Raw genomic sequence first — 26028 nt, forward strand, 5'->3', positions numbered from 1 at the left:
TTCAATTTAAATAGCCATAAAATATGATCGGTAATAATAACAACGATAAAGAATGAAATGTTACCCGCATTGGCTTAACAATAACACCACAAATTAATAGGATAAACAGCAGCAATATACTATTGAACAATACGTTCCTAAACAGAGGGTCGAACGCCACCCAAACAGCATCACTCGCGGTTAACGTTGCCCATAGACCTTGAATTATATTTAGAAAGTAATTAACAACAGCAATCAATATACCACTCACACTTGGTGCGATGGCTAATAACAGCACAGCCATTAATAATACCGGTAATATCAATACACTAAAAATGGGGATAAAAATCAAATTAACCAATGCTGACACTAAGCTAAATCCGGAAAACACGGTAACTTGAATTGGCAATAGCAATAATGTTAGTAATAGTTGACTCTGACAAAGATAAATTGCTTTACTCATCGCACCTTGCACAGCTATTTTAACCCTATAGAGCACACCTACTATTTTGTGTTGCCCATTATTAATTGCCATATGATTGTGCCCCGAGAGCGACTCTTGCTTGTTCATCCACACCAATATAAATACTGCCGCCATGGCCGAAAATGACAACCAAAAGCTAATGGAAAACACAGTTAAAGGGTCGATGACCAAAGTCACCAACAACATAGTTGAAAACAATTGTACCAAGGTAACCTTGAAATACTGGATACGATATAAACAGTGAAGACTGAGTAAAATAATCGCCCGTAACGCAGGCAAAGAAAAGCCCGCTATCCATGCATAAAATATGGCAGCCATCAGGCTAATCGACAAACTAATACCAAGATTATAAGGTGTTTGAAACAACCTCAATAATCGATTTAAGGCCAAATAGCAGAATCCAAATATAAGACCAATGTGCAAACCTGAGATCGCAACAAGGTGCCCAATACCGAGCAACTTAAATTGTGTCCATAGTTTATCGTTAATGTAACTTCGGTCACCAAAACTTAATGCATACAGCATCGGATTGGGGTTATCTGGCAATACTGACTTGAATGCTTTGTAAAAATTGCCACGTAAACTAAACTTAGATTCAATTATCTCGCCTTTCGTTATGATACCTGCATAGCGTATATGGCGTGATAGCAACGTCGAATTATTAGTGTTACTTAATCGAACTTTAAAACGCCATACTTGACCAATCCCGACTTCACCGGGATAATCATAGTCAGGGTTGAACCACTTCAATGCCAATTTGGGGTGAATGAAAGATGGTAAAGAATTATTGATTTTAACCACGTTTACATCAAACGAAAGTAGGTTTTTATTATTTACTAATGTTATTACTTCGGCTGTTATGATATGGTCTTGTGCTACTTTAATTGATGGTTGTTTGTATTGGGCCCTAGGATTGTAGAATAACGTATTGGCTTCATTTATCACGTTGTTTTTATACAAAATAGACCCGCTTAATACGGCAAACAAAAGTACTGATATAGACGGTACTTTAGCGTAGACAAGGATGAATGCAGCGACTGTCATTATCGTGATAAATTGAATGCGTTCAATATCTACAAAGAACATACTTATTAATATGGTAATTGAAAGTAGTATGGCCTTTAAGGTCATTCATTACCCCTGACATTTGATTAGAATTATGCCTAAGAATTTAATTAAAAAATATCTCCCTGATCCTGAATCAATCAAACAGCACAAGCACCTTAAGATCTTTGGTGATTTGTTACACAACGCTAACCTCTGGCATTTAAATCGCCGCTCAGCAGCTGGTGCGTTTGCTGTCGGTCTTTTTATGGCGTTTGTACCCGTGCCCTTCCAAATGTTGTTAGCTGCCGGTTTTGCGATTCTCTTTCGAGTTAACTTACCTTTGTCTGTCGCATTAGTCTGGTTATCGAACCCGATTACCATGCCACCTATGTTTTATGCCACATACGAACTCGGTGCATGGATATTGCAAGTACCCGTCCATCCATTCTCTTTTGAGTTGACGATGGAATGGTTAATGCAGGCGATATCCTTATATGGCCCCGCATTCTTACTCGGCTGTTTTGTCTCTGCTACATTCTTTTCTATTGTCGGTTATTTTAGTATTCGCTGGTTGTGGCGTTGGAAAATAATCAGTGCTTGGAAGAAACGTTCAGCATCACGCACAAAATAAATTTTAAAAATGAGAAGGCCACATCACTTAATCAGTGGTGTGGCCTTTTTTATATCTGTGTAATATGACGAAGAAGCGCGCTATTTATTGCCTAATTCACGCGCGGGCTGTACTGAACAGGCTTTATTCGCAGGATAAATTGTCGCTATCACACTCATTAGCATCGCAACACCACCAACCACCAGCACATCGTTTAATACAAGTTGTGACGGTAAGAAGTTAATAAAGTAAATATCACCAGACAAGAATTCATGGCCAATCAAACGTTCAACAAACTTGATTATAACCGTTAGGTTCTCTGAGATTAAAATACCTAATATCGTCCCCGAAACAACACCTAAAATACCGTTGATACCGCCATGTATGATGAAGATCATTCGTAATAACGCATTTGAAGCACCCATCGTTTTCAAGATCGCAATGTCAGCTCGCTTATCATTCACCGCCATCACCAGAGTAGTGACGATATTGAAACAAGCGACCGCTATCACTAATATCAAAATTACATACATCAAGCTTTTAACCATCTGGATATCTTGATATAAGAACCCCTGACTGGTCATCCAACTGCGGATGTACAGGTAGTGATCTAACTGATTACCCGCTTCACGGACAATGCGATTCGCAGCAAAGATGTCCGTTACCTTAATACTCATGCCATCGGCTTTAAACGCTTTGTCTTGAATATCTTGCGCTGCGCTCAGCGGCACATAAGCGAGATTGTTGTCTAACTGACCGCTAAGATGAATAATACCGGAAACAGTAAAGTTATAACGGCGTGGCGCTTTAAAGGATTGACCCGATTGCTGTGATAATAATACCGTGACAGAATCACCAAGCGCGAGATTCAATTCTTTCGCGATACCGCGTCCAATCACAACCTGTCTGTTATTCATCGGATCATTAAGGCTATCCCAACTACCTTGGGCAACATAACGATACACTTCAGATACTTGTTTTTCCGCTTCACCGTCAACAGCGCGCAATTGCACAGCCTTCAAGTCATTACCTTTTTGTAATAAACCATTAAGCTTAATAAAAGGCGCAGCGCCGACAACTTCAGGATGCGCGAGAAGTTTATTTTGTGCATTTGTCCAATTATCAAAGGGTTCACTCACCCCTTCAAGCTCACCATTTGGCACAACCGCTAAGATACGATTTTTAAGCTCATATTCAAAACCGTTCATTGCCGATAAACCGATGATCAGGACCATCACCCCCAGTGCAATACCAACTGTTGATGACGCGGAGATAAAGGCAATAAAACCATTACGACGTTTAGACGAGGTATATCTCAATCCGATATAAGCTGCTAACGGACGAAACATTACACTTCCTCCATCACAGCACTCACCTGCACTGCTTCGCTATCATGGGTCAATACTCCATCAGCCATATGTAAAGTACGACCTAGTCGATTCGCCAGCTGCTCGTCATGAGTAACAATGATAAAAGCAGTATCACACGTCTCATTTAATTCTTTAATTAAATTGAAGATTGTATCAGCACTGCTTTGATCTAAATTACCCGTCGGTTCGTCAGCTAATACAATATTCGGTTCGTTAATTAACGCACGTGCAATAGCCACACGTTGACGTTCACCACCAGAAAGCTCACTTGGTTTATGTTCAACACGATGCGATAAGCCGACTCGCTCTAACATCGCCAAGGCTTTTTGCTTCGCTAAGGTCACTTTCATACCCGCGATTAATAACGGCATACAGACATTTTCTAATGCCGAAAATTCATTAAGCAGGTGATGGAATTGATAAACGAAACCCATATTTTGGTTGCGCATTGACGCTTGTTTTTTCTCTGACATGCTGTGAATATCGACACCGTTAAGGAGTACAGAACCAGATGTCGGCGTATCCAATGCCCCCATTAAATGCAATAAAGTACTCTTGCCAGAACCAGAACGGCCGACAATTGCAATCAGTTCACCTTTTTCAATCGTCAACGATACTTTTTTTAATACGTGTGTATCGAGGTTACCTTCTTGGTAAATTTTTTCGAGATTATTGCAAACTAATAAAGAATTATTCATAACGTAATGCCTCGGCAGGTTTTATATTTGCCGCTCTAAATGCAGGGTAAAGTGTTGCGAGTAGACTTAATGCAATCGCACCGAAAATAATTGATGCTATCTGCGACCAATCAAATAAAACAGGTAATAAACGTGCGCCGCCAGATGCTTGGGCTAATAAATTAAGACCAATAAGCGACATAAACTCATTAAGATTGGCAGCTAATGCGATGCCCGCAACGCCACCAGCCATGGCACCCAATACACCCGTCCAAGCGCCTTGAATAATAAATATTTGCACAATAGTCGGTCTATTCATGCCCAAGGTTTTCATGATAGCAACGTCTGTTTCTTTCTCTGTCACTAACATGACTAACGATGACAAAATATTAAACACGGCGACGGTGATGATTAAGAACAACAATAAGCCGATCATGTTCTTTTCCATTTTTACCGCTTGGAATAATTCGCCACGGGCAGTTTGCCAATCCAACGAATCAAAGTGACTGAAGTAATCTCGGTTTGCTAATTCATTCACTGAAAATGGGTCATGAACAAAAACACGATGCTGCATCGGACTCGACGGAGACAAACGCACCAACCGGCCAGCATCGGTAATATTCACTAATACTTGGGTGGCTTCGACATCTGAACCAACAGAATAGATCCCAACCACGGTAAATTTACGTTGGCTAGGCACACGCCCCATCGGGGTAAAGACACTGCCTTTGGTCGAAATCAGTCTTATTTTATCACCGAGTTCAACATCCAATGATTTGGCCATGCTACGGCCAATAATGATGTTGTATTTACCTGGCTGTAATAATGAGATATCACCAATAAGCATATTCTGGCGAATAACATCCCATTGCGGATAAGAGGTTGGATCGATGCCTTGTAGCTGAGCACCTTGGATCTGGCTTTTACTTTGCACCATGGCATCCGCTTGTAAAAAAGGCGTCACGGCGGCAACTAAAGGATCGTCAGCCAATGCAGCTAAGCTGTCATCAACATCAACATTGTCCATGTCCGATTTAGGTGTCACGATGACATGTGGAACCGCACCAAGAATGCGAACTTTTAAATCTTGCTCAAAACCATTCATTACCGATAACACAGTAATCAACGCTAACACACCGATGGTGATACCAGCAGTTGAAAATAACGTAATAAATGATACAAATCGATTGTTGCGCTTCGAGCGAGTATAACGCAAGCCGATTAATAAACTCAGGGGGTAATACATAAATATAATTAAGAAGACCTTGCTAAAAACTGCTATTCATTCTAGAGACATGACCACTAATGAGCAAGTAAAATTATACCTTCAGCTAAACTTGTGAGCGATTAGTTATTCTGGTTTAAAACAGCGCCTTAAAAGCGCAATACCATAAACTAATGAAGATAAATAGGAATTAATATGCCACAATGACGGGTTCGCAATCTAGGAAAGGATGACAGCAAATGACGCAACAATATTTTTCTATTAGACACAGTTTATCTGTCAATATTGAACCTGTTTCCATTGATAAAGTCCCAACATCTCGATTGGCGCTTGAAAATGAAATGCCAATGCCCTTTAAAATGGCCAACGATGTTGCTGAAATCGATAGCAATGCCCTGCGTTCAATCCGAAATATCGGTGAGCAAGCTGACGCACTTGCTGATTTTTTACAGATGCAAAATAATAAAATAAACTTGATCATGGGCTATGTATTAGCGCAGCAAGATAACCCTGATTCACGCTTTAACACTACAGTGTTTGGTGCAGGTGAAGTCAAATTCTTAGCACATGCCGATTTAACATTAGAGCAAGCGGTACGCATTAAGATATTCTTACCCAATGATTCTTCTGCTATTTACTGCTATGGCGTAATCACTTCACGTGAAGTACAAGAAGCTGATGATACTCTGATTGAATTCACGGCGTCGTATACACGCATCCGTGATATTGACCGCGAAATATTGATTCGTGCTACATTACGTATTCAGCAGTTACAACTTAAGCAACGCGCCGAACAACGGCAGCAGCAAGATGATCAATAACAAAATCCTCAACAATTACGATTAGATTACTTAAAACTATGAAATCAAAAGCTATTCTTTCTCTACCGTTACCAAAAAAACAAGGCGACAAGATCGCCTTCGGTAACCTTGTTGGCAGTAGCCTTGCATTCACACTTGCAGAGCTGTGTTCACAAACAAACACCCCTATTCTTGCGGTCGTCGCTGACACCCCAAGTGCATTGAAACTTGAACAAGAAGTACGTCACTTTTTAACGGATGATAAACCGTTAATCACGTTTCCTGATTGGGAAACGCTGCCGTATGATAACTTCTCGCCACACCAAGATATTATTTCGCAACGTATTCATGCCTTACACCGTTTTCAACAAACGAAAAATGGGCTGATTATTGTATCGATAAGTACTCTGATGCAACGTATAGCACCAGTAAGCTTTTTAGACCAGCACAGCTTAATCGTCAAAACCGGCGATAAGATTGACATGCATGCTATGCGCCAGCGGTTAGAAAATAGCGGTTACAATGCCGTTACCCAAGTATTAGAACACGGTGAGTTTTCTGCCCGCGGTTCCATTCTTGATCTTTACCCGATGGGCAGCCCCTCTCCATTTAGAATCGACTTCTTTGATGATGAAGTCGAAGAGATACGTGGCTTTAATACCGAGACACAACGCTCGGAAGGGACTCTTGATGCCATTAACTTGTTGCCCGCACATGAATTCCCGACAGATGCGAAAGCCATTGAGTTATTTCGTCAACAGTTTAGAGCATTATTTACGCCATCGCGTGAAGCTGAATCTGTTTATCAGCAAGTCAGTAAAGGTTTCTTACCAACGGGCATTGAGTATTATCACCCGTTATTTTTAACCGAAACAGCGACCTTATTTGATTATCTACCTAAGCAAATCACGATTGCGCAAGTAGGCGAATTACATCAAGCATCTCAAACTTTCTTCCAAGATGTAGAAGCTCGCTACGAAGACCGTCGTCATGACATTCAACGTCCATTGCTGACGCCAGCGTCACTCTTCTTACCTGTTGAAGAACTGTTTCAAGCTCTTGGTCAGTACAGTAAAGTCAGCTTAAGTAATACACCACTGAGCGAAAAGCCCGGTAATACCAACCTAGGTTTTAGTAAACTACCCGTAATATCAGTGAATCATCAAAAGAAAACGCCACTTGCGCCGCTACTTGAATTTATCGATGGCTTTGACGGTAAAATAATCTTTAGTGTTGAATCTGAAGGGCGTCGTGAAACCTTATTAGAGTTACTTGAAAAAACCAAGTTAAAGCCAAAAGCAATCACTAGTATCGCCAAGTTCTTAAAAGCCAAACCAGCGATTGGTATTTGGGTTAGTCAGTGTGAAAACAGCTTCATTATTGACGACGTCAATGTCGCTATCATTTGTGAAAATGAACTGCTAGGTCATAAGATCATTCAGCGTCGTCGCACCGACAAAAAAACACAAGCGAACAATGATGCATTAGTAAGAAATCTGACAGAGTTAAGCATAGGTCAACCGGTTGTGCATATCGAGCATGGTGTCGGCCGTTTCCTTGGTCTCCAGATCATTACCAACGCAGGCATGGACACTGAATTCTTAACCCTTGAATACGCCAATACCGCGAAACTTTATGTGCCGGTGTCAGCCTTACATCTTATCAGCCGTTATAGTGGTGCGGGTGAAGCATCAGCACCGTTACATAAACTCGGTAGTGACAGTTGGGAGAAATCAAAATCAAAAGCAATGGAGCGTGTGCGAGACGTTGCTGCAGAATTGTTGGATATCTACGCTCAGCGTGCAGCTAAAAGTGGTTTCCAATATAAATGCGATAAAGAATCTTATGCGGCTTTTGCTGATGGTTTCCCGTTTGAAGAAACGGACGATCAGAAAACCGCCATTCAAGACGTCATGGATGATATGCGCCAAGATAAAACCATGGACCGTCTGGTTTGTGGTGATGTGGGCTTTGGTAAAACCGAAGTCGCCATGCGTGCCGCCTTCATGTCGATTATGAACGACAAACAAGTTGCCGTACTTGTGCCAACAACCTTACTTGCCCAACAACATTTTGAGAATTTCAAAGACCGTTTTGCCAACTGGCCAGTACGTGTTGAAGTTATTTCACGTTTTAAAACAGCCAAAGAACAGAAACTTATTTTAGAAGATGTTAAAAATGGCAAAGTTGACTTACTAATCGGCACACATAAATTACTCAGTAATCAAATTAAGTTTTCAGATCTAGGTTTACTGATCATTGATGAAGAGCATCGCTTTGGTGTCCGTCAAAAGGAAAAAGTAAAAGCGCTACGTGCAGATATTGACATTTTAACGTTAACAGCAACGCCTATTCCAAGAACGCTAAACATGGCAATGAATGGCATGCGTGATTTATCTATCATTGCAACACCACCCGCTAAACGTTTAGCAGTTAAAACATTTGTACGCCAATATGACGATAACGTAGTAAAAGAAGCGATCATGCGTGAAATTATGCGTGGTGGTCAAGTTTACTTCTTACATAACAATGTTGATTCAATAGATAAAACCGTGGAATCACTGGCGTTGTTGATACCTGAAGCGCGTATTGTTGCTGCTCACGGCCAAATGGCAGAACGTGAATTAGAATCTGTCATGGCTGACTTCTATCATCAACGCTTCAATGTTTTAGTGTGTACCACCATTATTGAAACAGGCATCGACATTCCAAGTGCCAATACCATCATCATGGACCGCGCAGATCATCTCGGTTTAGCACAGCTGCACCAACTACGTGGTCGTGTCGGTCGTTCTCATCACCAAGCTTATGCTTATTTGTTAACGCCACATCCAAAACGTATCACCAGTGATGCTAAAAAACGTCTTGAAGCTATAGCCTCGTTAGAAGACTTAGGTGCTGGTTTCACGTTAGCAACACACGATCTTGAGATCCGTGGCGCAGGTGAATTGTTAGGTGATGAACAAAGTGGTCAAATTAGCTCTATTGGTTTCTCTCTGTATATGGACATGCTCGACCAAGCAGTGAAAAGCATTAAAGAGGGTAAATCAGTCTCGCTTGAAGAAGCATTAAAAAGCCAAACTGAAATTGAATTACGTGTACCGGCATTATTACCTGATGATTACATTCATGACGTTAATACCCGTTTATCTCTGTATAAACGCATTGCGAGTTGCAAAAATGATGATCAGTTACGCGAAGTGCAAGTAGAACTGATTGATCGTTTTGGTTTATTACCAGACAATGCTAAAAACTTGATCCGTCAAACCGAGTTGAAACTACAAGCGGCACCTTTAGGTATTATACGACTTGAAATAGGTCCCGCTGGTGGCTATATTAGCTTTGGAGATGATAATCAGGTTGATGTAGGTTATCTTATCCGTCTTATCCAGCAACAACCTCGTGTTTATAGCATGGATGGACCATCGAAATTAAAGTTTGCAATCAAATCACCGGATGCAAAAGATCGCATATCACTAGTTGAAGCCATGTTAGTGGAATTTGCAAAAAATAAGATTGCAGGAGTTAAACGTTGAAAAAGACATTAATCAGTTTATTAGTCGGTCTATCCCTTGGCAGCTCATTTGCAGCCAACGCAGCAGATGAAGAGCGTTGGTTTGAAGTCGAAGTTATTTTATTCGAACGCAATATCGACCCTGCTAAAGTAATAGAGCATTGGGATCAATCTGCGTATCCAACTTATTCGCAAACAAATAAGGACCCAATGGCATTATTCATCAATGATGATAATTTAATCACGCCAAATGGGAACGGTAGCAGCAATGATCTAGCGTTAACCAACGACAGTAATAACGCTGCGACTGGCCAACAGCCAACACTTATAGATGATAGCCAAACCTTACCTGTCTTTGGTACTGACCGAGAAGAGTCTTTGGTACAAGGTAGTGATATTAAATCAGACTTTATCAAAACAACAAATGTGGTTATTGATGGGGCTAATTTAAACAGTGATGCCAAAGATCCAACGCTACAAATTGTACCGGCAAATGAATTGCAACTAACAGAGCAATTTACAGCACTCAACAATCACGCCAATTATAATGTCGTATTACACTCGGCATGGCGCATGCAGCCACAAGATCGTAATGCAGCAATACCGATACGCTTGTTTGCAGGTCAAAACTATCAACAGCAATACAAGCAAAATGGTGATGCAATTGTACCCGTTGTATCTCCAAGCAGCGTAGTAGATACATCAGCTCAATTATCTGGATCGCTTAGCAATAATGTTGGTGACGAAAATGTGATTAATTTGGATAACACAACATCCATCAATGAGGGTCTGAGTGTATCAACAAGTAAAGATCAAATCAGTGATACGGTAGCAACGGAATTACTCACTAAAGCAGTTCCTGTGCCAGTAACACCAGTATGGAAAATTGATGGTGAGTTGACCATTTATCTAGAGCATTACCTCTATGCCAAAACCAACCTTTTTGTGCGCAAAGAAGGCACGAAAACGATAACTTCTGAGGAAATCATTGCCGCTGATTTAGAAGCGTCACATAGAGGGACCAATGTCGAAAACATAGACCTATTAGAATTATTGGGCATTCATTTAAAACCGAATAAAACGCGACATAACGAAGTCGCACTTAGTGATACTGACGTTAACCTCGAACCCGCAAATGAAGATTTTCTAATTGAAGACATAGTGACTGCCAGTGATGAAGATGAAAATGACAATGTGATTAGCGTTGAAGCAACTGATATTACCGAACCTCAAGATAAAACGTTACCTTTCTTGAATAGTTATCCGATGCAGCAACTTCGTGTCATTCGCAGTGGTGAAATTCATTACCTGGACCATCCTATGTTTGGCATGCTCATTCAAATACGCAAGTATGAGCCGCCAATGACAGAAGAAGAACAACAATAGAAACAGCGAAGTAATACCCCATTAATTACCTTTAAACGTCACCATCGTTAAAAAGGTTCTTAATATAATCATCACATCTGCTTTGAGCCAGCGTGAGAAACTCGTTAGGCTTAAAGCATATGAATGGTCCCAGTACAGTTTATTTTGCACATCTTCTAAGCATGTATCTGCACCCTGCGATATTTGCGCCAATCCGGTAATACCAGGTCTAACACCACTCGTACGTTCCAAATAATAAGGGATTTTCTCTTCTAATTTACCACAAAATACAGGTCGTTCAGGTCTTGGCCCTACAATCGCCATATCGCCAAGTAATACATTAATCAGTTGCGGTAATTCATCAATTCTCGTTCGACGTAAGAAACGCCCTACCGATGTGACTCTTGTATCTTGTTTTTGCGCCCACACCGGTCCTGATTTAGATTCAGACTCCACACCCATGGTTCTAAACTTAATTAACATAAACACTTCAACATAGTCATTGCGAATTTCACCCACTCGAAGCTGTCGATAAAAAATGGGCCCTTTAGAATTCAACTTAATGGCCAGTGCAATAAAAGGAATAAGGGGCGTAATAATAATTAATGCCACTATCGATATAACAACATCTGAAAAACGCTTTGGTATAACTACACTTTTTTTCTGATAATTAACCGTAGGTTGCCCGGTATTAATCTTGATCCAAGTTCCACGATCTAAACCAAAAATGTAACGTATAGCACCATAAAAGCTTGCCATGTAACCGACTGCAATATAGTACAACGAGGCCCAAGGTTGCTTCACGGGGGCAGTGTCAAACAATAAGCACAGAGCAGAACCACCATACAGGCAACATTGACCTAACCACAAGAACCAAGCCGTATTTGCAATCACCATGGAACTATTATTGGTTAAAAAGAAAGTCGATATAAATAAAGCTAACAAATTGAACGGCATTAATGTGCGTAGAAATTTACCACTGAAAAAGTTAAAGCCAGTCAGCCCGTTTTGCATCGAAAATAAGCCGCGTAGTCTTAATACTTGTTGTACATTACCAGCCCCAATACGCGTTCTACGTGAAAAATCATCTGTTTCGTTTGTTGCTTCCATCTCAATAATCGAAATTCTGTCATCCAATACGGCTCGATAACCACGGCTAACTAATAACATTGGAAACACAAAGTCATCATTAATGGTATCAACAGGGATCTCTTCAAACAATGCGGCTTTAATCGCATATAATGCCCCCGGAGGCCCTATAATAGAACCCGTTATACTTTCTGCTTTACGAATATTACGTTGATAATCCCAGTAATGCGTTTCACCTTTAGAACCGTGTTCATAGAGTTGATAATCACCGGTGACAACACCAATCCCTTCATCTGCCATACGATGCGCAAATATTTGCATGGCATCAATCGAAATCAAGGCGCTGACATCACTTAAGACTAAAATATCCGATGTCGATTTATGACGCATCAGCAGTTTGTTAATCACGTGCACCTTACCGTGATTATCTTCAGCAACATCGAGTTCAATGGTGATGTTATTTAATTGAAATTGCGCCAAATGTTGTCTAGCAAGGTCAACTGAATTGTCGGTACAACCATCAAAACCAAGCACCACTTTAAGCTTATCAGCAGGGTAATCGAGCATAAGCAAGTTGCTAAGTTTAGCACCTAAATGTTTAGCTTCGTTGTAAACAGGCATCACTATCGTGATATTTGGAAGGTCACAATCGACATCATTGGAAACGTAATTACGAGATTGAAATGTATCAATCTTGTCATCGCTATCTGTTTTTTTTGCATAATACTGCAAAAGCTGAGGATAAACCCAATGATGATAAATAAACAAATTTACCGATACGATAACGCCAAACAGAAGCCAATCCATAGCTACTCCTTAATTAATTGATTGTAAGCTTTAATCATCATTCTTATATCAAAGTTTTTAGTAATAAAATCACGCGGATAATGCTCACGACTCCGTTTCATCTGCGATTGAATCGCAACATGAAATTCATTAACGGTATTTAGTTTGATTAAATGCCCTGTATGCTTACACACACCTTCATGCACACCACCAACATCACTACAGAGCACTGGCACGTTACAAGATTGCGCCTCTAAAATTGATAACGGTAACCCCTCATTAGACGAGGTTAATACAAACAAGTCTAACTGATGATAAAACCCAACCATATCATCTGTATAGCCCATAAATTTAACTTTAGTTGATAGGTCTAATTCTTGCACTAGTTTTGTCAAATTTTGCTTTTCAGGACCATCTCCAGCAATAGACAACTGCACATTAGGAATGTCCGCGATCGCTTTAATCAGAATATCTAATGATTTTTCCGTTACTAATCTTGCTGCGCAACCAATCTTAAATACCCTTGTATTATACTTATAACGTGGGTGACTGAGACTCGGTGAAAACTTTTCAGTATCAATGCCATTTAAAATCGTAATAGGATTAACGCCGCGTCCAAGTACGCGAGACAATTGCTTTCCGACAGTATCAGCATCAGCGACTAACGTAATATGATTTAATCGCAGCATTAACTTTGTCATCTGCAATTGTTTATTATCGAGTAAATGCCATGCATCATGCTCTGTATGAATATGCTGTATATTGGTTGATCTTAACGTCGCCATTACCCCATAAAGTAAGGGGCCGATATGATGAGTATGTATAATATTGGCATCCAATGTCGTTAGCACTTTACGTAACTGCTTTATCGTTGAAAGTTTAAACCCGGGTTGTTTATCCAAAAAAATCAACCGCTCTTGATAACGTTTGAGAGCAGGCCATTGCGTTAAGCAAACCGTTTTATCACCTTCTAATGCGACGATGTACACTTCGATATCAGCGTCTTGTAGACGCATAATATCAAGTACTAATTTCTCGATACCACCGGGTTTTAGATGCTGAATTATTTCCACCATGATCTTCATTTAGCTTTCCTTTTCATAATCAATGGAAGGTAATCGTGCCAGAATATTTATATCTCCAAACACGGTATCTTTTCTGATATGCCAAAGCGTATCATCTAATAATTCAACGGCCACCGTTAACCCGATGCCACAAGCTATACCCACAAACAGGCCAACAAGGGTATATATCAATAAAGATAAATTAGTGGGATAACCAGGGGTGAAAGGCCTGTCGATCACTTTGATTTTTTCAGGTTCTTCATGTCGCCCCAACTCGCCAGTCACTTTCGCCATTTCATGGCGGTTTAGCAGGTCGTGATACAATTCAGTATTCACCGTCAAATCACGTTCCAGCGCACTTAACTCTTTAGCTACATCAGCCTCCATAGCGACGTTAGACGTTAAACGTTTAGATTGCTGCTGTAGCATTGCAATTTCATTTTCTAATTGAATCACGCGTGATTGTGCTGATTGTAAGTTTTCTAACTGAGACAATAATAATGATGGCGTTTTGCCCTCACCATCACCACTGTCTGCAACAGAAGCTAGATTCCACAACTGGTTTAGTTGCTCGTCTGTTAATTCAACATTTTTACTCAGTAATCTACTTTGTTCGTTTTTTAAATTATTTAACTGTAATTCAGCAGATTGGACTTTGGAGTGGCTACGGGTATAACTCGCTTTAAGTAATGATAGCTTTGCTTCAATTGACACTATTTGCTCTTCGACAATACCGATGACGGGATTAGTTTGCGCTAATTTTTTTTTCAAGCTATTTAGCTGTCCGTAAGCACCTGAAAGTTTGATATCTTTATCTCTAATATCACGATAAATAGAAAATAATGTCTGGTTGTTTTGAATAAATAATTCAGGTAAAACACCGAGATGTTGACGACGGAAGTCAGCCATTTTTTCTTCTGATACAACTAATTTCTCACGTCTTAACTCTAATTGTTTAAGTAAAAATTTCTCTGATGAAATGATTGAAGCTCGACTTGGTGCCATTAAGCTATCAATAAACAATTCACTGACAGAATTTAACACCGACTTCATTTGACTTGGATTATCCCAACTCAGCGATATAATGACCAAGTCCTTACCAGACAAGGTTAATGTGATCGCACCGGATAGTTTTTCAACCATCAAATCCCTTGATCGATAGTCACTATTGTTATCTATGAGTCCATTTTGTTCCGCTACAGTGAATAGAATATGCCGACTATGTACCAATACTCGTAACGCGACCATGCGGTCTTCAAGGTTAAAAGACACCGATAAATCTTCTAGAAATGGGTTAAGTAATGAACTTTCCTGAACCAAAATAGATGTGTGCGAGTCATATCGTTTAGGGGTGACAATGCTAATCAATAAAGCAATACAGATACCTAATATAATAGAGACCCCGAGGTAATAACGTCGGCGCCATACTATCTCGATAAACCTATAAATATTACCCCAAATAATGGTTCCCATATTTACAACCGAGCACTTTCGAGCAGGTCGAGAACGTTGTTTCTCGTTAACTGTTTATTTTTAGATAATTTCTCTTCAATCAATACGGAATCAAGGGGCAATGATGGATCAAAATTGATCTGAATGACTTGTTGGTTTTTTGTTAGCGCCTGCACGATGGATTGCACGCGTTTATGGCCAATAGATAATGCAGTGTAATCATTCTCGGCTTTCGCTTTACCATAGCTAATCACGGTACCATGTTGCCAGTCATAGAGATAAAGCAAGCGGTTTCGTTGACTCTTCGTCAGTTCAACTTGTTTATATTCAAACGAAAAATTTAATTTTCTAGGTTCAACAACTACTTTATTCGACGGCGTGACTGCTGTCATCCCTGACATTTTCATCGACATGTCAGTGGGAGCAGTTGCGCAGCCGTACAGCAACAACAATGGCATAAACAACAGTTGAACTCGGGTACGTTTATAATGCATAAATCCGTTCATAATATTCTCCCTACACGCTTCTTTTAATTCTACATACGGATTGTTGATATTACTGACCCTTTTTCATTGCCAGTTTTTCTGATAGTAACATCGTAACGAGATCACAACGGGCTTGCCAAGTTGCCGTTTCTACCATTTCCCGAGAGCGATCTTTAAGTTGTTTTAACACCTTACTTGGCAACACCAGTGCTAGCTCTAATTGTGCTAACATTTGATATTTATCATCAGCGACATAGATACAATCAGCAAAGGGGGTCACGGCAGGATATCGGGTACTTAAAATGGGATGTCCAATAGCGAGGTACTCTCTCAATTTTAATGGATTACATGCACGTATTTGTTCATTATCAACAAATGGAATAAGGGATACTTGCCAATTAGCGGCATATTGAATCAGCAGTTCGTGGGGCATATCTGCCAAATGGATAATATTGTCATATTCAAAAATAGGACAATCAGCAATTTCAATTTTACCGATAAATAAAAACGTTACATCAGGTCTCGACTGGGCAAGAAACGTGATTAATTCGAAATCTAACCAACTGGTGATACTGCCATAATAACCAACCACCAAATCTGATTCAGGGTAATTATCCGGGCGCTTACAATCTGAAGAGAAGTGCTTTAAATCAACGCCGTGAGGAAGTAAATAAGTCTTATCCTGTGGGAATTGACGCGCAATAATGTCACTCGCCGCAAAGATAATATCGGCGTGTTTAACGAGTTCACTTTCTTCAATACTCACTTGTTTATGATCAACACCGTTTAATGCACTAAAATCATCGCCTGCATAATAGACCACTAAATCTTCTTCTAATGAACCAATAACACAACGACCCGTTGGCAATGACAACCACAATATCCTTGGGTCCTTGGCAGTGGCATTATGCTTAGCAAGTAAAGCGCGTGTTTGGTAAGTCAGTAACAAGCGATTAATCACATAAGCAATTTGGCTACCCGGCCAAGGGATTGCTACCGGAGCAAGAATGCCCAAAGGCTGCGCGTCTGTTAGCTGTGGCGTCTCGCCCTGATTAAAATCATTTCGTGTGGCGCGCTTTAGCTGCTTAAACTTCTCGATGATACGTTTTCCATCATTCAGCCTTGGTCGTCTCAACCCAATTGAGTTAACCCAAAACACTTGATGTTGTGTTGCCATACATTTCATCAAATGCTGGGTACTACTTGGGTGACGTCCCCAATCTTCACCAAATACTATCCATTGCCCATTTTTCATAACAATTTAATTACCTTAGCTGGAATACCACCAGCAAGTACACCCGCAGGTAAATCATGGGTCACTATACTACCAGCGGCTACGATTGTGCCCTCACCGATAGTCACGCCGGCCATCACACTTACCCCCGTGGCCAACCACACATCACGTTTGAGTATAATGTCACCCACTTGAGATTCATGTTCCGCTAATCCTTCTGCACGTTCTTGAGCATCAATAGGGTGACCAGGGTAACCAGCAAGAAACACGCGTCCAGCCAGCCTTACATTATCTTCGATGATGATATTCCCCCCCACAGCAATATTATTCTGCCAATTAATATCGACATTATTGCCAATAATTAAGCGTGATGGCTTACCATTCATACTTCGACCACTTAATGTTGATATACCCGAAACCCGACAATTATCACCTAACTCAATGGTTAAATGACCGAGTACCAACGGCATCCCCGAATACAAATACAATTGATGTGGTTTCGTCAGCAGTCGACTTTTAAATAAGGGGGTCCAATAAGTAACTCTTAAAAAATTAGCGAAGAGCTGGGATGTAAAGAGATGAGCTCTTAAGATGAAAGGATGTAAAACAGGGATAACCGGAATAGAAAAGTGCATAATCCCACGGATATAACGGTGACAGGTTTTAGCTAACTTGCTGTCGTCATGTTTTAACCACAACTTTAATGAACCAAGCATATCCATATAATGACACTCCCTGCAATTGGTTAATATCTACCAAGAATAGACTATATAAAAACAATGGGTTAAATAAGATTTAAAAATAATTAGCCACCAAAGTGGGCAAAAAATTAAAACATCATCGCCGATGTTAGTTAAATCTACTAAGCTCACTAATGCAAAGGATCTGTTATTTTAAAAGTGTCCTTTATAGATAATTGGGGACGAAGATGAAACCAATCGTGAGTGTCATTATTCCAAGTAAAAACTGCCTTACCACCCTACCTCGTGCAATTGAAAGTGTTTGGCAGCAAAGTATGAATAAAATAGAAATAGTTATTGTTGATGATGGCTCAACGGATAAAAGCTGGGAATGGATCTGTCAACTGTGTCGAAAACACAATAACATAATTGCATTGAAATTAGATTCTGAAGGTAGCTCTACAGCGCGCAATCATGCAGCACGACTTGCTAGTGGTACTTATATTGCGTTTCTAGATGCAGACACATTTTGGTATCAGCACAAGTTGCGGCAACAACTAAAATTTATGGAAGAAAATCCACAAGTGGGCATTAGCTTTACGAATTGTGAACTGATGAATGACAAAAATGAAGTTATTGATGACCGATTTACCAGTAGTAATTATTTCAATCAACAGGCATTTCAACATAGCCAAGATGCATTTGTTGTCCCTAAAGGCGCAGCCGCTATTTTTTCAGAAAATGTAATAGGTATATCGACAGTACTCGTTAGGCGAGATTTATATTTGGCGCTCGATGGCTTTGATCATAATATAAAATTAGTGTCAGATTGGGATCTTTGGCTAAAAATCGCATTACACACTGCGATTGGCTGTATTAAAAAACCATTAACAGCTTGTGTATGTAAAAAGAGTGGGATGAGTAATCAAATAAAGCAATTGCAGGCCATGGAACAAATCATCAAACGTTATGAGAATAAGATAAAAACAATTGATCCTTACGCAGTGCATTTAGCCCATGCACACTTATCGGCGTCTTATGCAACATATTATCGCCAAAAAGCATGCCCAACTCAAGCGTTAGTCTGTGACTTCAAAGCCTTGTGCGAACAACCGACACCATATCACTTACGCAATATATTAACCGACTTGAAACTTAGTATTAATCGGAACAAAAACGATGACAACCTGAGTTCTTAGCGTAAAGACGACCGTAGCTTATTCATAACAAGGCAATTCATTAATTAAGCCTGATAACCCTATTTATTAAACTGGGTTATCAATATCAATAAAGGTAACATCTAGACCTTTTTCTTCAGCCAGCCATTCACCTAAAGCTTTAACACCATAACGTTCAGTCGCATGATGCCCCGCAGCGAAGAAAGTCATGCCTGCTTCACGTGCCAAATGGATTGTTTGTTCAGAGGCTTCACCACTAATAAATGCATCAATACCCTGTTCTATCGCCAGTTCGATATAGCTTTGACCGCCACCTGTACACCAAGCAACAGATTTGATCGGCTTGCCAGCATCCACAACAAGAGGTGCGCGGCTCAGTTGAGCTTCAATACGCTGCGTGAGCTCTGCAGTTGTGATCTCGTCTTCAAATTTGCCAACCAAAGCAACACTTGCTTTATCCCAAGGTTCTAGACCGCGGCGTACTGTAATACCCAGCAATTTAGCTAACTCGACGTTATTACCTAACTCCGGATGAATATCTAACGGCAAATGATAAGCATATAAGTTAATGTCATTTTTAATCAACGTTTTAATACGGTTATATTTAATACCGGTAATGGCTGGTGATTCATTTTTCCAGAAATAACCATGATGGACTAAAATAGCATCGGCTTGGTGTGCGACAGCAGCATCGATTAATGCTTGAGACGCTGTGACACCCGTGATCACTTTTGTCACTGTGTCTTTGCCCTGAACTTGCATGCCGTTAACCGTAAAGTCACGTACACGATGGGGTTGCATAAATTCAGTTAAGATGTTTTCGAGTTTTTTATTGTTAAGAGAGGCCATGCCCACTCCTCATATTTGTTGAATGCAGAAGATAAGGCTATAGATATACTTGAAGTTAAACAATGAAGCAAATATAAAAAAACCGCGCCTGTTGAATTAGATCAGAAATCCAATAACAGGCACGGTTTATACAAGACCAGTTCGATTTATCGCTACAATTTATAGCTATAATCTATCACTATAATATATAGCGACAGTCTATCGCTAAGTTAAACTAGCGTAATTGGCTCGAAATCAACGATTGGGTTAACGTCAGCATCGTAATCAACGCCTTCAATGCCAAAACCAAATAATGCTAAGAACTCATCTTTGTAGTACTGATAATCCGTTGTTTCAAACAGGTTCTCATCGGTCACTTCGCCCCATAACTTCACGCACGTAGCTTGAACGTCATCACGCAGTTCCCAGTCATCTAAACGTAGACGGTTTTTTTCGTCCAATATCGCACTGCTCACACCTTGCGGATAAAGCGAACCACGGAATAGACGTGAAATCTGCTCTAGGCAACCTTCATGTAAACCATGTTCTTTCATCACGCGGAATGCAATGGCGATATACAGAGGCATCACTGGAATTGCAGCACTTGCTTGTGTTACAACACTTTTAAGCACAGCAACGTTAGCACTGCCGCCAGTCGCTTTAAGATCTGCATCAATAGCATGCGCAGCACGATCAAGATCTTGCTTCGCTTTACCTAATGAACCATCCCAATAGATAGGCCATGTAATTTCAGTACCGATATAGCTATACGCAACCGTTTTACAACCGTCTGATAAGACGCCAGCGTCAGCGAGTGCAGACATCCACAGTTCCCAATCTTCACCACCCATGACAGTGATAGTATCTTGAGTTTCTTGCTCTGTCGCCGCTTCAACACTTGCTTCAAATAAAGTATTTTTATTGGTATCAACAGCTTTAGCCGTATATGTTTCACCAATTGGTTTTAAGCAAGAACGCACAACTTCACCTGTGCTTGGTAATTTACGTACTGGCGATGCCAACGAGTAAACAACCAGATCAATTTGACCTAAGTCTTCTTTAATGAGGTTAATCGCAGTTTGTTTTGCTTGATCAGAAAAAGCATCGCCATTAATGCTCTTTGCATATAGACCTTCTTCTGCAGCATATTTTTCAAATGCAGCACTGTTATACCAACCAGCTGTACCCGGTTTTCTTTCTGTTGCCGGTTTTTCGAAAAATACACCAATAGTTGAAGCGCCACCACCGAATGCAGCAGTAATACGCGACGAAAGTCCGTAACCACTTGATGAGCCAACTACAAGAACACGTTTCGGTGCATTTTCAATTGCGCCTTGTTCTTTATTATACTGTATCTGTTCTTTAACATTAAAATCACAACCAGTAGGATGAGTAGTGGTACAGATGAAACCACGCGTTTTTGGTTTAATAATCATATTATCTTCACAATGTTGAGACACAGTAGACAGGATAAAAGTTTCTGGAAAATTAAGCACCTATTTTTTGCCATTTTTCATCTGGTTGGAGTTCTAACCACAAAAAATAGAGGGTATTTGAGCAAACAAAACACAATATTGTGTCATCACGGAGCAAGGGGACTACATAAATCGGCTATATTAACAGGACGATATAAACAAGCTATGCATTAGGGTGCTTTTACACTAATATGCAGCCTTTATAACGTTTGCTTGCTCATTTAGATTTATCCTCATACGCAACAAATGCATTGTTAATAAATAGAGAAGAGTAATATGCAGAACATTAACCAAGCTGAAACTTACCTATTCGATCTAGATGACACCCTTTATTGCCCTTCGCTAGGTATTTTAAAGCAAGTAGAATCGCGGATGCATCATTTTATTGCTAACGCCCTTTCTCTGCCATTACCTGAAGCAACCGTGTTATCCAATCATTATTACAAGCAATATGGCGGCACAGTGAAAGGCTTAGTAAAGCATCACGATATTAGCCGCGATGATTTTATTCATTATTGTCACGATGTGGATATGACCGCATTAAAAGTACAACCAAATATTATCAAGCAGATAAACCAATTGTCTGGGCGTAAAATAATTTATACTAATTCGCCAAAGTATTACGCCAAAAAAATACTCCATGAATTAGCTTTAATCGACAGTTTTGATGCTATCTTTTCATTAGAAGATGCAAATTATGAGCTAAAACCACACAAAGCTAGTTATCAACAGCTTTGTGAAACACATGCTATTAATAGCCGTAAAACAGTGTTCTTTGATGATCAACTACGTAACCTTAAACCAGCGAAAGCCCTTGGTATGACTACGGTCTGGGTATCTGGTTCAGAACAAGTTGTGACAGATTTAGACTATAAAGCCGATTACGAAACGAATAATTTAGACCAGTTTTTCAATTTGTTACAAACAAGCTAAATATTTATTGCCACTTTTAATCGCAAAACACGTAGTAAGTGGCTATAATCCGCCCTCAGTAACGACTGGCGTTCTCTTTGTTGTATTTATCCCAGTCGTGAAAATAGCCTTCGCAATTAACTTTGCGCACTAAAATTAATACCCAAGAGTACTTTATGCAAACTGCCAAAGATCTTTTTTCATATCCAAAATTTCAGAATCGGGTGACAGAACCCGCACCGTTTTTGCCAATGACACGCGCAGAGATGGACAAACTCGGTTGGGATAGCTGTGACGTTATTGTGGTCACAGGTGACGCGTATGTCGATCATCCAAGTTTTGGTATGGCTATTATCGGCAGAACCTTAGAAGCACAAGGTTTCCGCGTTGGTATCATTTCTCAACCAGACTGGGAAAGTGTCGAACCGTTTAAAGAATTAGGTCGTCCGAATCTATTTTTTGGTGTTACCTCAGGTAACATGGATTCGATGATTAACCGTTATACATCAGATCTTAAATTACGTCATGATGATGCTTATACACCAGGCGACATTGGTGGTAAACGTCCCGACCGCGCCGTATTAGTGTATACACAACGTTGTAAGCAAGCATTTAAAGAAGTACCTGTTGTGATTGGTGGTATTGAAGCAAGTTTACGCCGTATTGCCCATTATGATTATTGGTCTGATAAAGTACGTGGTTCTGTATTACCCGATTCAAAAGCTGACATGCTTATTTACGGTAATGCTGAACGTCCACTTATTCAAGTGGCACATCGTCTTGCTAACGGCGAATCAATTAAAGAAATTCAAGATGTACGTGGTACAGGCGTAATGCTAAAAGAGCCACTACCTACTTGGAAAGGTATTGATTCACGTACATTGGACACGCCAGGGAAAATTGAACCAATCATCAGTCCATACACTGAAATTGACGAAACTTGTGCAACACAAGGTACTGACGACGTCATCGATAACTCGGATGCAGATGTAGCAAAACCAATCGTGATGCAAGCGCCTAAGCAAATGCCGTGGCACGAAACTTATATTCGTCTTCCAGATATGGAAACCGTGAAAAAAGATAAAATGTTATACGCGCATACTTCACGTGTATTCCATCAAGAAACCAACCCTATTTCATCACGTGCACTGATTCAAAAACACGGCGCACGCGAAGTATGGTTAAACCCACCAGCATCACCACTTGCTGAAGGTGAAATGGATGGCGTATTCGACTTAGAATATGCACGAGTTCCACACCCAAGTTATGGCGACCAAAAGATCCCTGCTTATGACATGATCAAAACATCGATCAACATTATGCGTGGTTGTTTTGGAGGTTGTTCTTTCTGCTCAATTACCGAGCATGAAGGTCGCGTGATCCAAAGCCGCTCTCAAGATTCTATCGTTAAAGAAATGGAAGCAATTCGCGATAAAGTACCAGGTTTTACCGGTGTTATTTCCGATCTTGGTGGCCCAACGGCAAACATGTACAAATTAGGCTGTATGAGTGCCAAAGCAGAAGCGACATGTCGCCGCCTGTCTTGTATCTTCCCGTCGATTTGTGCACACATGGATACCGACCATACGCCAACAATTGACCTATATCGCCGTGCACGTAAAGTACCAGGTATTAAGAAAATCTTAATTGCATCAGGTGTACGTTATGATTTAGCGATTGAAGATCCGCGTTATGTGAAAGAGCTAGTAGAACATCACGTCGGTGGTTATTTGAAGATTGCGCCAGAGCATACTGAAAAATCACCACTAGATATCATGATGAAACCAGGCATGAGCACCTACGATAAATTTAAAGAGATGTTTGATCGTTTCTCTGCTGAAGCAGGCAAGAAACAATATCTTATCCCTTACTTTATCTCTGCGCATCCAGGTACCAATGATGCAGACATGCTGACGTTAGCATTGTGGCTAAAACAAAATAAATTTAAGCTTGACCAAGTACAAAATTTTTATCCATCACCACTTGCTAATGCAACAGCCGTGTATCACACAGAGCTAAATTCATTGCATAAAGTACGTGAGACAGATGAAAAAGTTGTCGTACCAAAAGGTGCGCGTCAACGTCGCCTGCATAAAGCACTATTACGCTATCATGATCCAGCTAACTGGCCAATCATTCGCGAATACCTGCTCAAAACGGGTAATCGTAACTTGATTGGTCGTAGCCCACGTCATCTTGTGCCGCCAGAAAGCTTGGCAGAAAAACAAGCACAACTAAGTAATGCGAAACCGCATCTTGGTAAAGGTGGTGCTAATAGTAAGAATAAGCCAAACACCAGTAATAAAGGCGCTAAGCAGCAACGCTCTGAACCAGGTACCAAGCAATTTACCAAAGCGTTAACGAAACATACCGGTCTTGCACCACAAGAAGGTGTCGGTATTAACGAAAACGGTAATAAAGCGGGTAATAAACCAAACCGTAAGAAACCTGCTGTGGGTGGAAGTTCTGCTAACAACACGGGTGCGAATAAAAATGCCAATGGCAGCACTAAGGGTGGTGGTTTTAAAAAACCATCAGCAAGTCGTCCAGGCGCCGCAAACAAGTCAGCAAATAATAGTGGTCAAGGCCAACAAGCTAAGCGTAGTAACAAACGCTAAACATGACTAAATAATGTAACACCGATATATAAACGGTTAAGGGTGAAATGTGTATGCATTTCACCCTTTTTTATTCACTATTTTTAAACCTATCGAGAATAACCCGTTAAAGGCCGCGTTAATCTCATTAGCAACTATAATTAAAGCTCCTAGGCACCCCCTATTAAATATATTGGTAACTTTAGCCAATACGGGAGATGGATTATGCTCATGCAAAAAATCACCCACTATTTAGATCAGGCTTATATAAACTACCAAAGCGACCACCATCCACCCGGGTATACTGCACAGCACGTTGCTGAATTAAGTAAAACCAGCGGTATGTGTTTTGCTAAAACTGTCATTATCACTGCAGACACGCGGCTTGTTATGATTGTCATGCCTGCACCTTATACCATCGATTTCGATAATATCGCTTTTTCAATTGGCGCTCGTTATGTCAATTTAGCTTATGAACATCAATTTAGTGGTATGTTTCCCGACTGTGAGACAGGCGCAATGCCACCCTTTGGTCATTTATTTAACATGCCGGTGTTTATATCCGACGCCTTGCTAAAACAGAAGGATATCAGTTTTAATGCGGGTGACCACAGTGAGACTATTCGGATGAAGACGGTCGATTTAGTGGATCTTATTAACCCAACAATTATCAGTTGTGGCTTTAATAAAGCAGGCAGTGGCTATCACCATGAACACACAAGACAAGGTAAGTTAAGGCATTAAAATATACTAAGCATCCAGATTTACGACTAGAGGAACTTTAAATTATGAGGATTAGCAGTGCATTGCTCACGAGTTCAGAAAGTACATTAGCTAAAATAAAAGGCCAATCAGAATGGCGACAAGAGGTCGATTCTCTTAATTCTAGCTCTGACGAACAAGCCGTGATCGATATCATCACGGCAAACATATTCCTCACAATTCAATGCGGCGGCATTACGATGATTGGCGAGTTGTTCAAAAATATTGAAGTATATGCCCAAGACGCATCTTTACATATCAAGCTTGATGTAAGCAACGTTATTTATAAAGTGATGTGTCGTTTGTAACGGCAGTAATAAATCACATTTATCATGCATACAAAAGTCATGTCTTTTCACCCTAACAATGGAAAATACATGGCCTTTTAGCTTATGCGTATTGTATTAAATTTATG

At 40.3% G+C, this 26028-nt stretch carries 21 protein-coding genes; 9 read left to right on the forward strand and 12 right to left on the reverse strand.

What is annotated here, in order from left to right; translation table 11 throughout:
- Position 1: 1 nt before the first annotated feature.
- Positions 2-1594, reverse strand: a complete 1593-nt coding sequence (locus A923_RS0102365) for a ComEC/Rec2 family competence protein (protein WP_237716157.1) — start codon at positions 1592-1594, stop codon at positions 2-4.
- Positions 1595-1622: 28 nt separating this feature from the next.
- Here A923_RS0102365 and A923_RS0102370 point away from each other — a divergent pair, with 28 nt between their 5' ends.
- Complete coding sequence (locus A923_RS0102370; protein ID WP_017220042.1) at positions 1623-2141, forward strand: DUF2062 domain-containing protein; 519 nt, start codon at positions 1623-1625, stop codon at positions 2139-2141.
- An 80-nt stretch (positions 2142-2221) separates the two neighbouring features.
- Here A923_RS0102370 and lolE read toward each other — a convergent pair whose 3' ends face one another.
- From lolE to A923_RS0102385, 3 genes are read right to left on the reverse strand one after another with little or no spacing between them, the layout of a single operon-like run.
- The gene (gene lolE, locus A923_RS0102375; protein ID WP_017220043.1) at positions 2222-3469 is read right to left on the reverse strand and encodes a lipoprotein-releasing ABC transporter permease subunit LolE; all 1248 of its coding nucleotides are present in this window, start codon (positions 3467-3469) and stop codon (positions 2222-2224) included.
- Complete coding sequence (gene lolD / locus A923_RS0102380; protein WP_017220044.1) at positions 3469-4188, reverse strand: lipoprotein-releasing ABC transporter ATP-binding protein LolD; 720 nt, start codon at positions 4186-4188, stop codon at positions 3469-3471. The genes lolE and lolD overlap by 1 nt, the downstream gene beginning before the upstream one ends.
- A complete protein-coding gene (locus A923_RS0102385) occupies positions 4181-5413 on the reverse strand; it encodes a lipoprotein-releasing ABC transporter permease subunit (protein ID WP_017220045.1) in 1233 nt (410 codons plus the stop codon). The genes lolD and A923_RS0102385 overlap by 8 nt, the downstream gene beginning before the upstream one ends.
- 218 nt (positions 5414-5631) lie before the next feature.
- Here A923_RS0102385 and A923_RS0102390 point away from each other — a divergent pair, with 218 nt between their 5' ends.
- The 3 genes from A923_RS0102390 to A923_RS0102400 are packed head-to-tail and all read left to right on the forward strand — an operon-like array spanning position 5632 to position 11092.
- Positions 5632-6213 carry a hypothetical protein gene (locus A923_RS0102390; protein ID WP_017220046.1) on the forward strand — a complete coding sequence of 194 codons (582 nt, stop codon included), beginning with the start codon at positions 5632-5634 and terminating at the stop codon, positions 6211-6213.
- 38 nt (positions 6214-6251) lie between these two features.
- Positions 6252-9728 (forward strand): transcription-repair coupling factor, encoded by a 3477-nt coding sequence (mfd, locus tag A923_RS0102395; protein WP_017220047.1) that lies wholly within the window; start codon positions 6252-6254, stop codon positions 9726-9728.
- Positions 9725-11092 (forward strand): CsiV family protein, encoded by a 1368-nt coding sequence (locus tag A923_RS0102400; protein WP_017220048.1) that lies wholly within the window; start codon positions 9725-9727, stop codon positions 11090-11092. Before mfd ends, A923_RS0102400 begins: the two co-directional genes overlap by 4 nt.
- 21 nt (positions 11093-11113) lie before the next feature.
- Here A923_RS0102400 and A923_RS0102405 read toward each other — a convergent pair whose 3' ends face one another.
- From A923_RS0102405 to A923_RS23305, 6 genes are read right to left on the reverse strand one after another with little or no spacing between them, the layout of a single operon-like run.
- Positions 11114-12967: a sugar transferase gene (locus A923_RS0102405; RefSeq protein ID WP_017220049.1), complete on the reverse strand. Its 1854-nt coding sequence runs from the start codon at positions 12965-12967 to the stop codon at positions 11114-11116.
- A 2-nt stretch (positions 12968-12969) separates the two neighbouring features.
- Positions 12970-14031, reverse strand: a complete 1062-nt coding sequence (locus A923_RS0102410) for a glycosyltransferase (protein WP_017220050.1) — start codon at positions 14029-14031, stop codon at positions 12970-12972.
- A complete protein-coding gene (locus tag A923_RS21920) occupies positions 14032-15483 on the reverse strand; it encodes a GumC family protein (protein ID WP_237716158.1) in 1452 nt (483 codons plus the stop codon).
- A gap of 2 nt (positions 15484-15485) precedes the next feature.
- Positions 15486-15968: a hypothetical protein gene (locus tag A923_RS0102420; protein WP_017220052.1), complete on the reverse strand. Its 483-nt coding sequence runs from the start codon at positions 15966-15968 to the stop codon at positions 15486-15488.
- Positions 15969-16017: 49 nt separating this feature from the next.
- Positions 16018-17202 (reverse strand): glycosyltransferase family protein, encoded by a 1185-nt coding sequence (locus A923_RS0102425; RefSeq protein ID WP_017220053.1) that lies wholly within the window; start codon positions 17200-17202, stop codon positions 16018-16020.
- Positions 17199-17903 (reverse strand): acyltransferase, encoded by a 705-nt coding sequence (locus tag A923_RS23305; protein WP_017220054.1) that lies wholly within the window; start codon positions 17901-17903, stop codon positions 17199-17201. The genes A923_RS0102425 and A923_RS23305 overlap by 4 nt, the downstream gene beginning before the upstream one ends.
- A 206-nt stretch (positions 17904-18109) precedes the next feature.
- Between A923_RS23305 and A923_RS0102435 the strand changes: the two genes are divergently transcribed.
- The gene (locus A923_RS0102435; RefSeq protein WP_017220055.1) at positions 18110-19060 is read left to right on the forward strand and encodes a glycosyltransferase family 2 protein; all 951 of its coding nucleotides are present in this window, start codon (positions 18110-18112) and stop codon (positions 19058-19060) included.
- A gap of 66 nt (positions 19061-19126) precedes the next feature.
- On the opposite strand, the gene A923_RS0102440 is transcribed toward A923_RS0102435, so the two are convergent.
- Positions 19127-19888 carry a Nif3-like dinuclear metal center hexameric protein gene (locus A923_RS0102440; protein WP_017220056.1) on the reverse strand — a complete coding sequence of 254 codons (762 nt, stop codon included), beginning with the start codon at positions 19886-19888 and terminating at the stop codon, positions 19127-19129.
- Between the two features lie 209 nt (positions 19889-20097).
- Positions 20098-21303, reverse strand: coding sequence for an enoyl-ACP reductase FabV (gene fabV, locus A923_RS0102445; protein WP_026006026.1), 1206 nt, complete (start codon positions 21301-21303; stop codon positions 20098-20100).
- Between the two features lie 315 nt (positions 21304-21618).
- Here fabV and A923_RS0102450 point away from each other — a divergent pair, with 315 nt between their 5' ends.
- The 4 genes from A923_RS0102450 (at position 21619) to A923_RS0102465 (ending at position 25921) form a co-directional block, all read left to right on the forward strand.
- A complete protein-coding gene (locus A923_RS0102450) occupies positions 21619-22275 on the forward strand; it encodes a pyrimidine 5'-nucleotidase (protein ID WP_017220058.1) in 657 nt (218 codons plus the stop codon).
- Between the two features lie 155 nt (positions 22276-22430).
- Complete coding sequence (locus tag A923_RS0102455) at positions 22431-24872, forward strand: YgiQ family radical SAM protein (protein ID WP_017220059.1); 2442 nt, start codon at positions 22431-22433, stop codon at positions 24870-24872.
- Between the two features lie 210 nt (positions 24873-25082).
- Positions 25083-25595 (forward strand): aminoacyl-tRNA deacylase, encoded by a 513-nt coding sequence (locus A923_RS0102460; protein WP_017220060.1) that lies wholly within the window; start codon positions 25083-25085, stop codon positions 25593-25595.
- A gap of 44 nt (positions 25596-25639) precedes the next feature.
- Positions 25640-25921 carry a hypothetical protein gene (locus A923_RS0102465; RefSeq protein ID WP_017220061.1) on the forward strand — a complete coding sequence of 94 codons (282 nt, stop codon included), beginning with the start codon at positions 25640-25642 and terminating at the stop codon, positions 25919-25921.
- Positions 25922-26028 lie beyond the last annotated feature (107 nt).

Source organism: Moritella dasanensis ArB 0140, assembly GCF_000276805.1.
Classification (GTDB): domain Bacteria; phylum Pseudomonadota; class Gammaproteobacteria; order Enterobacterales; family Moritellaceae; genus Moritella; species Moritella dasanensis.

Excerpts from the sequence above, each read along its gene's own strand:
- A923_RS0102460 (WP_017220060.1), top strand. The coding sequence starts at position 25,083 with ATGCAAAAAATCACCCACTATTTAGATCAGGCTTATATAAACTACCAA.
- lolD (WP_017220044.1), bottom strand. The coding sequence starts at position 4,188 with ATGAATAATTCTTTATTAGTTTGCAATAATCTCGAAAAAATTTACCAA.
- A923_RS0102440 (WP_017220056.1), bottom strand. The coding sequence starts at position 19,888 with ATGGCCTCTCTTAACAATAAAAAACTCGAAAACATCTTAACTGAATTT.
- A923_RS23305 (WP_017220054.1), bottom strand. The coding sequence starts at position 17,903 with ATGGATATGCTTGGTTCATTAAAGTTGTGGTTAAAACATGACGACAGC.
- A923_RS0102450 (WP_017220058.1), top strand. The coding sequence starts at position 21,619 with ATGCAGAACATTAACCAAGCTGAAACTTACCTATTCGATCTAGATGAC.
- A923_RS0102370 (WP_017220042.1), top strand. The coding sequence starts at position 1,623 with ATGCCTAAGAATTTAATTAAAAAATATCTCCCTGATCCTGAATCAATC.
- A923_RS0102410 (WP_017220050.1), bottom strand. The coding sequence starts at position 14,031 with ATGAAGATCATGGTGGAAATAATTCAGCATCTAAAACCCGGTGGTATC.
- A923_RS0102465 (WP_017220061.1), top strand. The coding sequence starts at position 25,640 with ATGAGGATTAGCAGTGCATTGCTCACGAGTTCAGAAAGTACATTAGCT.
- A923_RS0102435 (WP_017220055.1), top strand. The coding sequence starts at position 18,110 with ATGAAACCAATCGTGAGTGTCATTATTCCAAGTAAAAACTGCCTTACC.
- fabV (WP_026006026.1), bottom strand. The coding sequence starts at position 21,303 with ATGATTATTAAACCAAAAACGCGTGGTTTCATCTGTACCACTACTCAT.
- mfd (WP_017220047.1), top strand. The coding sequence starts at position 6,252 with ATGAAATCAAAAGCTATTCTTTCTCTACCGTTACCAAAAAAACAAGGC.
- A923_RS0102405 (WP_017220049.1), bottom strand. The coding sequence starts at position 12,967 with ATGGATTGGCTTCTGTTTGGCGTTATCGTATCGGTAAATTTGTTTATT.
- A923_RS21920 (WP_237716158.1), bottom strand. The coding sequence starts at position 15,483 with ATGGGAACCATTATTTGGGGTAATATTTATAGGTTTATCGAGATAGTA.
- A923_RS0102420 (WP_017220052.1), bottom strand. The coding sequence starts at position 15,968 with ATGAACGGATTTATGCATTATAAACGTACCCGAGTTCAACTGTTGTTT.
- A923_RS0102365 (WP_237716157.1), bottom strand. The coding sequence starts at position 1,594 with ATGACCTTAAAGGCCATACTACTTTCAATTACCATATTAATAAGTATG.
- A923_RS0102390 (WP_017220046.1), top strand. The coding sequence starts at position 5,632 with ATGACGCAACAATATTTTTCTATTAGACACAGTTTATCTGTCAATATT.
- A923_RS0102455 (WP_017220059.1), top strand. The coding sequence starts at position 22,431 with ATGCAAACTGCCAAAGATCTTTTTTCATATCCAAAATTTCAGAATCGG.
- lolE (WP_017220043.1), bottom strand. The coding sequence starts at position 3,469 with ATGTTTCGTCCGTTAGCAGCTTATATCGGATTGAGATATACCTCGTCT.
- A923_RS0102385 (WP_017220045.1), bottom strand. The coding sequence starts at position 5,413 with ATGTATTACCCCCTGAGTTTATTAATCGGCTTGCGTTATACTCGCTCG.
- A923_RS0102425 (WP_017220053.1), bottom strand. The coding sequence starts at position 17,202 with ATGAAAAATGGGCAATGGATAGTATTTGGTGAAGATTGGGGACGTCAC.